12 protein-coding genes are annotated in these 12274 nt (G+C 68.5%); 3 read left to right on the top strand and 9 right to left on the bottom strand.

The window, feature by feature from the left end; genetic code table 11:
* Positions 1–14: 14 nt before the first annotated feature.
* The 3 genes from EII34_RS04565 to EII34_RS04555 all read right to left on the bottom strand — a co-directional run bounded on the left by EII34_RS04565 (position 15) and on the right by EII34_RS04555 (position 2716).
* A complete protein-coding gene (locus tag EII34_RS04565) occupies positions 15–626 on the bottom strand; it encodes a class I SAM-dependent methyltransferase (protein WP_124843402.1) in 612 nt (203 codons plus the stop codon).
* Positions 627–799: 173 nt separating this feature from the next.
* The gene (locus tag EII34_RS04560) at positions 800–1702 is read right to left on the bottom strand and encodes a DUF808 domain-containing protein (protein WP_124843400.1); all 903 of its coding nucleotides are present in this window, start codon (positions 1700–1702) and stop codon (positions 800–802) included.
* Between the two features lie 42 nt (positions 1703–1744).
* Positions 1745–2716, bottom strand: coding sequence for a hypothetical protein (locus EII34_RS04555; protein WP_124843398.1), 972 nt, complete (start codon positions 2714–2716; stop codon positions 1745–1747).
* 47 nt (positions 2717–2763) lie between these two features.
* Here EII34_RS04555 and EII34_RS04550 point away from each other — a divergent pair, with 47 nt between their 5' ends.
* Positions 2764–3681, top strand: a complete 918-nt coding sequence (locus EII34_RS04550; protein WP_124843396.1) for an exodeoxyribonuclease III — start codon at positions 2764–2766, stop codon at positions 3679–3681.
* Here EII34_RS04550 and mptB read toward each other — a convergent pair.
* Genes mptB through EII34_RS04530 form a run of 4 tightly spaced genes read right to left on the bottom strand, consistent with a single transcriptional unit; the run spans position 3657 to position 6367 of the window.
* The gene (gene mptB, locus EII34_RS04545) at positions 3657–5153 is read right to left on the bottom strand and encodes a polyprenol phosphomannose-dependent alpha 1,6 mannosyltransferase MptB (RefSeq protein WP_124843394.1); all 1497 of its coding nucleotides are present in this window, start codon (positions 5151–5153) and stop codon (positions 3657–3659) included. The genes EII34_RS04550 and mptB overlap by 25 nt on opposite strands.
* Positions 5150–5464 carry a 4Fe-4S binding protein gene (locus EII34_RS04540; protein WP_124843392.1) on the bottom strand — a complete coding sequence of 105 codons (315 nt, stop codon included), beginning with the start codon at positions 5462–5464 and terminating at the stop codon, positions 5150–5152. Before EII34_RS04540 ends, mptB begins: the two co-directional genes overlap by 4 nt.
* Positions 5461–5988, bottom strand: coding sequence for an NADH-quinone oxidoreductase subunit C (locus EII34_RS04535; RefSeq protein WP_124843390.1), 528 nt, complete (start codon positions 5986–5988; stop codon positions 5461–5463). The genes EII34_RS04540 and EII34_RS04535 overlap by 4 nt, the downstream gene beginning before the upstream one ends.
* The gene (locus tag EII34_RS04530; protein ID WP_124843388.1) at positions 5981–6367 is read right to left on the bottom strand and encodes an NADH-quinone oxidoreductase subunit B; all 387 of its coding nucleotides are present in this window, start codon (positions 6365–6367) and stop codon (positions 5981–5983) included. Before EII34_RS04530 ends, EII34_RS04535 begins: the two co-directional genes overlap by 8 nt.
* 103 nt (positions 6368–6470) lie before the next feature.
* Between EII34_RS04530 and EII34_RS04525 the strand changes: the two genes are divergently transcribed.
* A complete protein-coding gene (locus EII34_RS04525) occupies positions 6471–8336 on the top strand; it encodes a 2-oxoacid:acceptor oxidoreductase subunit alpha (protein WP_124843386.1) in 1866 nt (621 codons plus the stop codon).
* Positions 8336–9373: a 2-oxoacid:ferredoxin oxidoreductase subunit beta gene (locus EII34_RS04520; protein ID WP_124843384.1), complete on the top strand. Its 1038-nt coding sequence runs from the start codon at positions 8336–8338 to the stop codon at positions 9371–9373. The genes EII34_RS04525 and EII34_RS04520 overlap by 1 nt, the downstream gene beginning before the upstream one ends.
* 7 nt (positions 9374–9380) lie before the next feature.
* Here the strand turns inward: EII34_RS04520 and EII34_RS04515 are convergent, their stop codons facing one another.
* Positions 9381–10703 (bottom strand): hypothetical protein, encoded by a 1323-nt coding sequence (locus EII34_RS04515; RefSeq protein WP_124843382.1) that lies wholly within the window; start codon positions 10701–10703, stop codon positions 9381–9383.
* Positions 10704–10923: 220 nt separating this feature from the next.
* Entirely contained in the window at positions 10924–12210 is a 1287-nt protein-coding gene (locus tag EII34_RS04510) for a hypothetical protein (protein ID WP_124843380.1), read from the bottom strand.
* Between the last annotated feature and the right edge of the window lie 64 nt (positions 12211–12274).

Raw genomic sequence — 12274 nt, 5'->3', positions numbered from 1 at the left:
ACCGGATGCAGGACCTACGCCGTGGCTGCGGCGAGGAAGAGCGGGAAGTCCTGACGATGCCCCTCGACCTCCTTGCCGATGTTCCCGACGTCGTGGAACTCGACGGCGGTGAATCCTGCCGCCTCCAGCCAGATGGCGAACTCGCCGCGATGGAAGCCGTGGTGCCCGTCGAAACCATCGACGTGGGCGTGGTAGTGGCCCTCCGCGTCGTGGTCGAGATCCGCGACGAGCAGCCGTCCTCCCGGGACCAGGCACCGGTGCACGCGGGTCAGGAGGGCCGACACGTCGGGGATGTGGTGCATGGCCAGCTGACTGAGCACCAGATCGTAGGGACCGCCGTCGATCTCGCCGTCGGTGAGGTCGGCCACCCGGGCCTCCCAGCCGTGGGCACGGGTCTCACGTCGCGCCACCTCGACCATGCCCGGTGAGGCGTCCAGCAGCACCACGTGTCCCAGGTGCTCGGCGAGACAACGGGAGAGCATCCCGGTCCCGGCCCCCAGCTCGACGGTTCGGGGGTGCCCCGCAGGGATCAGCGGACGCATCGCAGCCGCGACCCGGTGCGACCGCTCGAGCCGTTCAGGTTTGTCGTCCCAGGTGGGGGCATCGTGGTCGAAGTCATGGGCCATGACCTCACCCTATCCGGGTCCCGCCGCCATCACATCGGGAGCCCGCTCCCACCCGCACCGCCCCGTCGTCGAACCGCGGCATGAATCGCCGATGAAGAACGTCTGGACGTCATCCGCAGACGGTGGTTCGCGTCGGTTCGCCGAGGTGCCGAGGCCGTCGGGACACAGGGGCATCAGTGTGCGGCCGTCCCGGCCTTCCTGCGGGGGATGAGATGCGCCACCGCCACGACGAGTCCACCGAGCAACAGGCCGAGGAGCGCGGACAGGACGGTCTCGATCAGCCACTCCAGCACACCACCGACGGCGGGGACCCCGGCGGCCAGGTGAGCCACACCGTGGGCCAGGTCCAGGGGCGCATGCCATCCCAACGTGTGCAGACCGTCGAGGATGATGTGGCCACCCACCCACAGCATCGCGGCGATCCCGACGGTGGACAGGATGGCCAGCACCTTCGGCATCGCGTTGACCAGGCCCTGGCCCAGCTTCCTGCGGCCCTCGGAGCCGCCCTCCATCATGCGCAGACCGATGTCGTCGAGTTTCACGATGAGCCCCACCACACCGTAGACCAGGACCGTGATGAGCAGGCCGACGACGGTGAGCGCGGCCGCCCGCATCCAGAAACCCTGTGCAGCGAGCTCGTTGAGCGAGATCACCATGATCTCGGCGGACAGGATGAAGTCCGTGGTGACGGCTCCCGCGACGAGGGCCTTCTCGTCCTGGGGTTCCCCCGGGGTCCTCGCCTCGGCCTCGTGATGACCCGAGACGGACTCCCACACCTTCTCCGCCCCCTCGAAGCAGAGGTAGGCGCCGCCCAGCATGAGCACGGGGGTGAGCAGCCACGGCGCGACCTGGCTGAGCGCCAGCGCGGCGACGAGGATGATCGCCTTGTTCCGCAGCGACCCCTTCGCGATCCTCCAGATGATCGGCAGCTCGCGCGCCGGTTTCAGGCCCGTGACGTACCGAGGTGTCACGGCGGCGTCGTCGATGACCACCCCCATCGCCTTCGTGCTGGCCGCACTGGCCAGCTTGGCGATCATCGCCACGTCGTCGAGCAGTGCTGCCAGGCCTCCAGCCATTCACGTCCTCCAGTCAGAGCGGTCCAGAAGAAGGTAGCACCCCTACGGCCGGGCCTCCCACCAGAAGGTGCCGTCCTCCGGGCCGGGGATGGCCTCCGGCTCGACGGGGGTCAGGGTGTGCACCCTGCGGCCCTCCTGTTCCTCCCACACGGCGAGCACGCCGGTGACGGCGTCGAGGTCTTCGGCCGCCACCGCGACCTCCCGGTCCGGCGCCCACTCCAGCTCAGACCCGTCGTGCTCGTGGTGCTCCTCAGCACCTTCCTGGTCACCCCGGGCGCAGGAGGCGCAGATCCACCTGTCCTGCGTCCAGTCCTCGGCCTCCCCCAGCTCCGAGAGCGCGTCCAGCAGTTCCTGAAGTTGGTCGGGATCCTCACACGTGACCTCCACGATGAAGGTCTGCAGCCGCGAGGGGACGAGACGTTGCAGCTCGTTGAAGACCATGAGCTCCTTCTCCCCCACCCGGGCCACCCCGAGCGACGCGCCGTCGTGCAGCACGACGTCCCCGCACAGGTGCCCGTACTGCGGGTAGGGGACGCTGACGATCTCGGCGCGCACCGGGTCGATGCGACGTGCGAACAACCGCTCCATGTTCCCCCACGGGTTGAGCAGCAGCACCACGAACCCGAAGTTCTCCCGGATCTCGCCCTCGCCGGGAGTGAGCTCGATGCCGCAGGCCTCCCAGATGCGACGGGCCGTCGCCCAGTCCGACAACGCCGTCGCCGCGATGCCGGCGTTCCAGTGCGCGGCCTCGTCGAACTCCCTCGCGACCTCGATGGCCTTCAGGTTCGCGGCCAGGGACTCCGGCCACCGACGCAGGTACTTGTACGCCAATCCCGCCATGTAGTGGTACGGGGAGTGATCGGGGACCAGCCCGGTCAACTCCACGAAGAGTTCGGCGGCATCCGCCAGCTGGCCCGCCTCGAACATCTGGTGGGCACCGTCGTTCAGCTCGGCCAGCACCTCCGGGTCGACCCCGTGACGTTTCGCCAGCTCCTCCAGCTCTTCCCACTCCACCGTGATCCTCCTTCTGCTCGTGAGCCCTGAAGGTAGCATTCCGGGACATGAACTCGCTCCGGCTGATCTCCCACAACGTCAACGGCATCCGCGCCGCCCTCAGGCGCGGCCTGCACACCATGTGGGAGAGCGAACGGCCCGATGTGATCTGCCTCCAGGAGGTCAGGTGCAAGGTGACCGACCTGCCCGCGGGAACCTTCGACGGTTACCACACCGCCTGGGCTCCCGCAGCCCAGGCGGGACGCAACGGGGTGGCGATCCTCACCCGCGACGTGCCGGAACGCATCGCGACCCTGAGTGGTGAGGCCGCCGTCGTCTCCCCCGACGGCGTGATCGAGAGCACCGAGGTGGACACCGTCACCAACCGGGACCTCGCCCCCTTCGCCACCGAGGGCCGCTACATCGAGGTGGATCTCGCCGACGCCCCCGTGCGCGTCGCCTCCTTGTACCTGCCGAAGGGGGCCGTCCCCGAGCACCACGCCCGGAGACCCGAGGACGCCGACACCCCGAAGTACGAACGCAAGATGACCTTCATGGCGGGGCTCAGCCGGTACCTGAAGGTGGCCCGCAGACAGGCCGCCGACACCGGGCGCGAGTACGTCATCGTCGGGGACTTCAACATCGCCAACACGAAACTGGACCTGAAGAACTGGCGCTCCAACCAACGCACCGACGGTTTCCTGCCCGAGGAGCGTGAGTGGTTCACCGAGCAGCTGGGGCCCCGCACCCTCGTCGACGTGGTCCGGCAGCACCATCCTGACCAGGACGGCCCCTACTCGTGGTGGTCGTGGCGGGGGCAGGCCTTCGCCAACGACTCCGGGTGGCGCATCGACTACCACCTGGCCACCCCGGGACTGGCCGCCAGCGCCACCCGCGCCACCTCACTGCGGGAGGCCGACTACGACTCCCGCATCAGCGACCACTGCCCGGTCGTCGTGGACTACGACCTGACCAGGCTCTCCTGAGGGGCCTCGTCCTCCCAGTTCTGGCTCAGCTCGTGGGCGCGCACCGACTCCCACAGCGTCCACATCAGCAGCAGGGCCAGCATCCACGCGTCGTTGCGCAACGCGAAGTTCATGGCCGCGTAGCCCAGCAGCACCCCGGTCACCACGATGGCCACCCGCAGCACCCGCGTGCTCGGTCGGGTGACAGGGAACAGCACCCCGCCCCACAGCACGTACCAGGAGTGGATGGCCGGGGCGCAGAACGCGAACAGCAGGAACGACCACGACACGAAGTGCAGCGGCCGTCTGCCCAGGTGCCGCACGGCGATCCACACGATCCCGATGGCCGCCACCACCAGGCCGAGACTGCGCAACGTCCGGATCACCGTACGCCCGGCGGGGTCCAGTCCGAGTGCATCGACCGGGTACTGGATGAGGTGGCCCAGCACCGTGAAGGGTGAGACGGTGTCCACCATCCCCGGCACGTTGACCGCGTTGGTCCACCCGAAGCCCAGCCCCGTCGCCAGGCTCAGTGCGACGAACACGGCGACGGCGACGGCGAGGCTGAGCAGGGAACGTCCGGCTGCGACGGCGACCGCGCGGATCCTCCACGACGTCCAGGGAACGATCAGGAACGGCAGGGCGACGGCGACGAGGAACGCGGGCTGCTTGATGGCCGCGGCCACCCCGATGATGGCGGCACCCCACCACCAGACCCGGTACTTCAGGGTCACCCAGATCCCCAGCACCATGAGTCCCGTCATCAGGGAGTCGTTGTGGGCTCCCCCGATGAAGTCGATGACGAGGATGGGGTTGGTCAGCACGAACCAGCTGGCGGCTGCCGGGTTGATGCCGAAACGTCGGGCGATGCGTGGGGTGCACCACCCGATCAGCGCCACCCCGATCAACGCGGGAAGGCGCATGATGACCACGGACCAGTACGGGTCCAGCCCGGCGACCAGGATCAGGCCCTGGCTCATCTTGATGGCCAACGGCCCGTACGGGGCGGGGGTGGAGCGCCACACCCAGGCCACCTGGTCGGCGAACTGTCCGGGCAACGTGCCGGGGCCCACCAGGTAGGGGTTGAGGTGGCTCTCGAGGAGCCAGCCCTGGGCGGCGTAGGAGTACGCGTCGTGGCTGAAGATGGGGGGTGCGATGAGCATCGGTGCCCCGACGATGACCAGCACCGCCCAGTGCCGCAGTTGTGGCAGCCCCTGGGCCTCACGGCGGGCGGGCCGGATCCGCAGCCAGAACTCCAGCAGCAACGCCAACCCCACCATCGTGAACACGGTTCCGGTCCACTTGGAGATCGGGCCGTCGAGGCCGAGGGAGGTCATGAACCGGGTCAGGGGCGAGACCTGGGGCAGGTACGCCGGGGACAGCGATCCCAGCACCAGCAGCACCGAGCCGAGCAGCCCGAATCTCACGGCCCGCTGCTGGAAGGCCACCCGCAGGGCCTGACGGGCACTCGCCGTCGCCTCCGCCAACGTCATCGGGCCTCACCGGCCAGCCGGTCGCGCCCATGGACCAGGTCGTGCAGCGATGCTGCGGCCGGGACGTGCGCACCCGCCCACTGGAGGGCGTCGGTGGGGCACTGCTCGATGCACACCCCGCAGTACATGCACCGCGCCCAGTCGATCTCGAAGGTGTCCAGCACGTTGTGGGTGCGTTGCCTGGCTCCCGGGGCAGGGGTGGTGTGTTCCTGGTGGGAGGTGAGCCGGATGCACCAGGTGGGGCACTCACGGGCACAGATCATGCAGGAGGTGCAGCGTTCCTCGACGAGTTCGATGTAGCCGTGGATCATCGTGCCCGTCCCATCCGCACCCCCGCCGCCGACTGGGCGATGGTCTCCGCTGTGGCCTCGGGATCCGCCAACACCGTGGCGTCGGGGACCCCGGGCGGCACGAGACGACGCCGACCGGGGCTGGCCTGGGTCTCCCCGGGTTCCAGCCCACCGGGCCATCTGGTGGTGATCCGTGGGGTCAGCAGCACGTCCTTGCGCAGTGGGGTGCCTCCGGTGCGGTTGAGCAGTGGGCTGTCGTCCGCCCCGTCGAAGACCACGCCGAAGAAGTCGTGGACCTGCCGTTGCAGCCACGCCGCTCCGGCGAAGAGGTCCGTGATGTCCGGCAGGTGGGGGTCGTCGCGGTCGCACATCGCCGCGAGGGTGAGGGTCTCGTGGTTGCGGTTGCGCAGCCACAGCAGCACCCGGATGTGGGGGCTGCGGCCGATCTCGTCGACGGCGGTGAGGTTGATCAGGAAGTCGTAGCCGTCCCGCCGGGCCTGCTCGACGCGGTCGTGCCAGTCGGCGACGGCGACGGTCTCAGCCACGGCGCACCTCCTCGAGGGCACGGGTGAGGGCCTCGGGCGGGGGCGGGCACCCGGCGATGAACTGGTCGATCCGGATGCCCAACTCCTCGGCCCCCTTCACCACCGCGTAGGAGTCCCAGTACGGGCCACCGGTCGCGGCGCAGGTACCGAACGCCAGCACGGCGGGACGGCCGGGCAGGGAGTCGATGAGCTGCCGCACCGCCGGGGCCACCGCGTGGGTGATGGTGCCGGAGAGCACCACGGCGAGGCGTGCATCGGCCGGGGGTGTGGTGCGCGGCCGCTCGGCCGCTGCTTCCTGCGACTCGAGGGCACAGCACGCCAGCGGCACGTCGAGGACGTACAGCGAGGCGTCGCCGAACCAGTCGTGGAAGTGGGCCATACCCGCATCCTACGGGCATCCGGCATCACCCCACGTCTTCGGTGCGGTGCCACGGGCAACAGGCCGTAGACTTGCGCGGTGCCGATTGAGGAGGGAACAGGCCGTGGCTGAGACACGCTCGTTGGATCGCGTGGTCATTCGATTCGCCGGGGACTCCGGTGACGGGATGCAGTTGACGGGGGATCGGTTCACCGCCGAGTCGGCGTCACTGGGCAATGACATCGCGACCCTGCCGAACTTCCCCGCGGAGATCCGCGCCCCGCAGGGAACCCTGCCGGGGGTCTCGTCGTTCCAGGTGCACTTCGCCGACTACGACATCGTCACCCCGGGGGACCGTCCCGACGTGCTGGTGGCGATGAACCCGGCGGCCCTCAAGGCGAACCTCGGTGACCTGCCGGCCGGAGGCGTCATCATCGTCGACCAGGCCGATTTCACGAAACGCAACCTGGCCAAGGTGGGCTGGGACTCCGATCCGTTGACCGATGGTTCGTTGGACGGTTGGAAGGTGCACGCACTGGACCTGAGCGGCATGGCGGCGGCAGCGGCGAAACCGTTCGGGCTGGGACGCAAGGAGGCCAACCGCACGAAGAACATGTTCGCCCTCGGGCTGCTGTGCTGGCTGTACTCGCGGGAGACGGCGGGCACCCTCGACTTCCTGCGCACGAAGTTCGCGGACAGGCCCGAGATCCGGGACGCCAACATCGCGGCCTTCAACGCCGGACACGCCTACGGTGAGACCACCGAGGTCTTCGAGCACCGCTACACCGTCGCCTCCGCCCCGATGCCCTCGGGCCGGTACCGGCAGGTGACGGGCAACCTCGCCACCGCGTACGGGCTGATGGCGGGTGCGGATCGGTCCGGGCTGCAGCTGTTCCTGGGCTCCTACCCCATCACCCCGGCCTCCGACATCCTCCACGAGCTGAGCCGCCGCAAGGACGTCGGTGTCATGACGGTGCAGGCGGAGGACGAGATCGCCGGGGTGTGTGCCGCGATCGGGGCCTCCTACGCGGGGGCGTTGGGGGTGACGACGACCTCGGGTCCGGGCATGGCGCTGAAGATGGAGGCCATCGGGCTGGCGGTGATGACCGAGCTGCCGTTGGTGGTGGTTGACGTGCAGCGGGCGGGACCGTCGACGGGGATGCCCACCAAGACCGAACAGGCCGATCTGTTCCAGGCGGTGCTGGGACGCAACGGGGAGGCCCCGGTACCGGTGCTGGCCGCCCAGTCCCCCGCAGACTGCTTCACCACCGCCGTCGAGGCCTGCCGGATCGCCCTGACCTACCGCACCCCGGTCATCATGCTGACCGACGGCTACATCGCCAACGGTGCCGAGCCGTGGCGGATCCCGAACCTGGCCGACATCCCCGCCATCGATCCGGGATTCACCACGGAGCCGAACGGCACCCGACCCGATGGCACCCCCACCTTCCACCCCTACGTCCGCGACGAACGGCTGGCCCGGGCCCTGGCGATCCCAGGCACCCCCGGGCTGGAGCACCGGATCGGCGGCATCGAGAAGAACGCCGTCACCGGGGCCATCTCGTACGACCCGGACAACCACGACGCGATGGTGCGCACCCGTGCGGCGAAGGTGGAGGGCATCGTCGCCGACATCCCGGACCTCGAGGTCCATGACCCGTCGGGCAGTGCCCGCATCCTGGTGCTGGGGTGGGGCTCCACCTACGGTCCGATCACGGCGGCGGCTCGCAGGGTGCGGCTTCGCGGCCATGAGGTGGCCTCCGCGCACCTGCGCCATCTCAACCCGATGCCCGCCAACCTCGGCGAGGTGCTGCGTGGTTACGACCGGGTGATCGTCCCGGAGATGAACCTGGGCCAGCTGGCCTTCCTGCTGCGGGCCCGCTACCTGGTGGACGTGGCCAGTTACTCCCGGGTCCGCGGGCTTCCCATCTCCATCGCGGAGCTGGAGGAGCACCTCATCGATCAGATCGCTCACCTGGAGGAGAAGTGATGAACGGTCTCTCACTGGTCCCGGCCGCGTCCGGCCCGCTGACCCGCAAGGACTACACGAGTGACCAGGAGGTCCGCTGGTGTCCCGGGTGTGGCGACTACGTGATCCTCTCCACCTTCCAGGCGATGATGGCGGAGCTCGGCATCGCGCGGGAGAACACCGTCATCGTCTCCGGCATCGGGTGTTCGTCGCGGTTCCCGTACTACGTGGACTGCTACGGGATGCACTCCATCCACGGGCGTGCCACCGCGATCGCGACGGGGGTGGCCTCGGCTCGCGAGGACCTCAACGTGTGGGTGGTCACCGGTGACGGTGATGCGCTCTCGATCGGCGGGAACCATCTGATCCATGCGTTGCGTCGCAACGTGAACCTCACCATCCTGCTGTTCAACAACCGGATCTACGGGTTGACGAAGGGGCAGTACTCCCCGACCTCGGAGCTGGGCAAGCTCACCAAGTCCTCCCCCTACGGGTCCCTCGACGCCCCGTTCGACCCGGTGGCCCTGGCACTCGGGGCCGGGGCCAGCTTCGTGGCGCGCGCCGTCGACTCGGACCGGGCGATGCTGACCGAGGTGATGGCGGCCGCGGCCCGACACCAAGGGGCCGCCCTCATCGAGATCTACCAGAACTGCCCGATCTTCAACGACGAGGCCTTCGACGCCCTGAAGGGACCGGCGGCCACGGAGGCGCTGATCCCGTTGCGTGACGGGGAACCGATCCTCTTCGGCGCGGAGGGGCAGCGGTGCGTGGCTCGCCGTGACGACGGTGTGCTGGAGGTCGCGGAGACCGCGGACACACCCGAGGACCGGGTCGTGGTGCACGACGTCTCCCGCGACGATCCTGCGCAGGCCTTCGCCCTGGCCCAGCTGACCGACCACGGGGTGCTGCACCGCGCCCCCGTCGGGATCTTCCGCCGGGTGGAACGCCCCGCCTACGACGCCGAACTGCGCTCCCAGCTGGCCTCCGCACGGGCGGAGGACCCCACGGCGGCACTGCAGGCGGCGATGGAGGGGCGCTCCTCCTGGGAGATCGGCTGACCCGGTTTCACCGCCTGCTCCAGACCACCTTCAGGTCCGGGTCGGTCACATCGATGGATGCGGTGGACCACAGGGTGCCCGCTCCGATGCGTGGCCGGCACTCGGCGGACCCGCCGTCCGCGGTGGTGCACCGGGCCGTGATCCTGAGGTACCCGAAGTCGTTCGCACTGATGACGGTCGGGATGTCGTACCCGGGCCTGGGAACGACGTTCTCCAGCGTCTGCTGCCCCTCGGCGTCGAGAGTGCGCACGACGGTGCCCTCCGTGATCGTCGCGCCGTCGTTCGAGGTCGCGGACAACGCCATCTCGCAACCGGGATCGATCTGGGTGGAGGCCAGGCAGGCCTTGACCTCGGGGACCACCTTCTCCCGGTACAGGTCGATGCCCGCCTGGCTGACCTGGACCTTCAGGTCCGTGTAGGTGTGGTCCGAGGAGTACTTCCTGGTGATGATGTTCTCGCCCGCCACCTCCAGGTACTCGTTGTCGCTCACCACCTGGTAGCTGCCGGGGAAGACCAGGGGCCGGTCGCTCTGCGGCACCACCCCGTTGACCTTGACCGCCAACCCCTGGACCGGGCCGAGGTACAGGTGGGGCAGCGCGTAGTGGATCTTCCGTTCGTTCATGTTCACGTTGAGCTCGTCGCTGATGACCTCGCCGCCGAGGGTGTAGGTCACCTTGACGGCGTCGCGGAGGTTCGATCCTGAACCCTCCTCGACGGTGATGTCGGTCATGGGTGCACGTGTCAGGGATTCCTTCAGCACCTCATCCGTCAACAGGGACTTGTCCGGGTTGGTGGAGTCCACGATCAGGGCTCGGGCGGCTTCCGCGTCTCCCCGGGCGATGGCCCCGAGGTAGTCCTCGACGACCTCCTTGGGTGTGCTGGGAAGACGGGTCGGAGGCGATGTCGGGGAGGGTTCTGTTGACGCATCCGTCGCACCGGGACCGGCTTCCTGGCTGGCTGATCCCTTGAGCGGGAGCAGTCCCGCCGCGAAGGCCGCACCGAGGCCGATCACGGCGACCGCCACCACCGTGGCCACGATGATGAGCGCTGTGTTCCTTCTGGGGGCGGGCGGGATGGGGTGGCCGTGGGGATCGTGGGTCGGCTGCCAACCGTGGGGATACTGCTGGTGGGGTCCCACCTGGGCGCCATGGGCCTGGTGCGGGTCGCCGTACCCCGGCTGGGAGAACTGCCCGGGCTGTCCCCAGGGAGAGGGATACGGTGGGGCACCGTGTCCCGGAGGTGTCCCGTGGGTCGGCGGAGGTGGCCCCTGGAAGTCAGGACCGGGGTGAGCACTCTGCGGGACCTGACGGGGATCATGCGGCGTTGACATCGGTTTCCTTCCTCGGCTGAATTCCAGGACACACCCGTGGCAGTGCCGACGAACAGGACGATCGACACGTCACCATCGAAGTGCCCATCACGGCAAGGAGCCGGACAACGGGTTCTCCCGCAGTCCGGCTCCAGGAGGATTGTCCGGAGAACAGCAGCATCCTCGCTCAGAGATGCTGTGGACGCTTCCCCGAACAGGCCTCCCGTCACGTGGTCTCAGATCACTGGTACTCCCAGATCACCTTCAGTTCGGGATCGTTGAGGTCGATCGACGCGTTCGGCCAGGACAGACCGTTCTTGCCGAACCCGATGACACCGCACTCACCGGATTCCCCACTGGGCTCGGTGCAGGTGGCTGACACCTCGAAACTGCCGAAGTCCCGGGCCGTGATGACGGTCGGCACATCGTTTCCCGGCTGAGGGGTGATGTTCCGCAGCGTGCTCTGCGCCTCGGCGTTCTGGGTGCGGGTGATGGACCCTTCGGCGAGGGTGGTGCCATCGTCCAGGGTGTCCCCCAACGGCATGCCACAGCCGGGGTCCAGGTTCTTGGAGGCCAGGCAGGCCTCCGCCTCGGGGATCACCTTGGAGCGGTACATGTCGACACCGGCTTGGCTCACCTTGATCGTGAGGGAGGTGGTGGCGTGGTCCTGCGAGTTCCTCTTCAGGATCGGGAGTTCTCCCTCCACCTCCAGGTACTCGTTGTCGCTGGCCACCATGTAGCTGCCGGGAAACACCACCGGATTGTCCGTCTTGGGATCGACCCCGTTGACCGTGGTCGTGATCTTCTTCACCGAGTGGAGGCCCAGCTCCGTCAGTGGGCTGAAGATCTTCTTGTCATCCCCGTTGAACTTGTACTCATCCTCGACGACCTCGTCACCCAGCTTGTAGGACGCCTTGACCGTCGGGGAATCCGTGCCTTCCGGTTCCGAGACCTGGATGTCGGTGATGGGTGCCCTGGTCAGGGAGTCCTTCAGCACCTCATCGGTCAGCAGTGAGAGGTCAGCGTTGCTGAGGGGTGTGATCAACGCGAGGGCGGCCTTGGCGTCTCCCTTGGCCAGGGCGTTCAGGTAGGCCTCGACGACGCCCTTGAGGCTGTTGGGGGCTGCCTGCCCACCGTCGCTGGTCTCCGCAGCGCTCGGCTGGGGCGTGGGGCTGGTGTCGTCGTCCTTCGTGCCGAAGGCCCCCATCGCCGCGGCGATGCCGAGTCCCAGCACTGCCAGGGCCACGACAGCGGCCCCGATGATGAGCGGGAGGTTCTTCTTTCTCGGTGGCTCGGTCTGGCCCGGGTGTCCGGCCTGCTGACCGTGGGCGGCCTGCGGGCCGTACCCCTGCGGTTGGCCGTACACAGGCTGCTGACCATGGGGCTGCTGTGGTCCACCAGGCTGCGGAGCACCGTAGCCCTGCGGAGCAGGGTAGCCCTGCGGTGGGATGTTCTGCGGAGTCCCCTGACCGTCCGGGCCCGGGAACTGGTTCGGCTGGTTGTGCTGGGGATCATGTGGCGTGGACATCGCTCTCCTTCCCATCGGCATTCTAGGTGTTCGGACGGCGACTGACCGGGACACCCCTGAAGGT

The organism is Arachnia propionica (genome assembly GCF_003859805.1).
In the GTDB taxonomy this organism is placed as follows: domain Bacteria; phylum Actinomycetota; class Actinomycetes; order Propionibacteriales; family Propionibacteriaceae; genus Arachnia; species Arachnia propionica_C.
The sequence above is the reverse complement of the archived record's forward strand: the minus strand, read 5'-3'. Positions and strand labels throughout refer to the sequence as shown.

Coding starts and splice junctions, on each gene's coding strand:
- EII34_RS04565 (WP_124843402.1), bottom strand. CDS start 626: ATGGCCCATGACTTCGACCACGATGCCCCCACCTGGGACGACAAACCT.
- EII34_RS04560 (WP_124843400.1), bottom strand. CDS start 1,702: ATGGCTGGAGGCCTGGCAGCACTGCTCGACGACGTGGCGATGATCGCC.
- EII34_RS04550 (WP_124843396.1), top strand. CDS start 2,764: ATGAACTCGCTCCGGCTGATCTCCCACAACGTCAACGGCATCCGCGCC.
- mptB (WP_124843394.1), bottom strand. CDS start 5,153: ATGACGTTGGCGGAGGCGACGGCGAGTGCCCGTCAGGCCCTGCGGGTG.
- EII34_RS04540 (WP_124843392.1), bottom strand. CDS start 5,464: ATGATCCACGGCTACATCGAACTCGTCGAGGAACGCTGCACCTCCTGC.
- EII34_RS04530 (WP_124843388.1), bottom strand. CDS start 6,367: ATGGCCCACTTCCACGACTGGTTCGGCGACGCCTCGCTGTACGTCCTC.
- EII34_RS04520 (WP_124843384.1), top strand. CDS start 8,336: ATGAACGGTCTCTCACTGGTCCCGGCCGCGTCCGGCCCGCTGACCCGC.
- EII34_RS04515 (WP_124843382.1), bottom strand. CDS start 10,703: ATGTCAACGCCGCATGATCCCCGTCAGGTCCCGCAGAGTGCTCACCCC.
- EII34_RS04510 (WP_124843380.1), bottom strand. CDS start 12,210: ATGTCCACGCCACATGATCCCCAGCACAACCAGCCGAACCAGTTCCCG.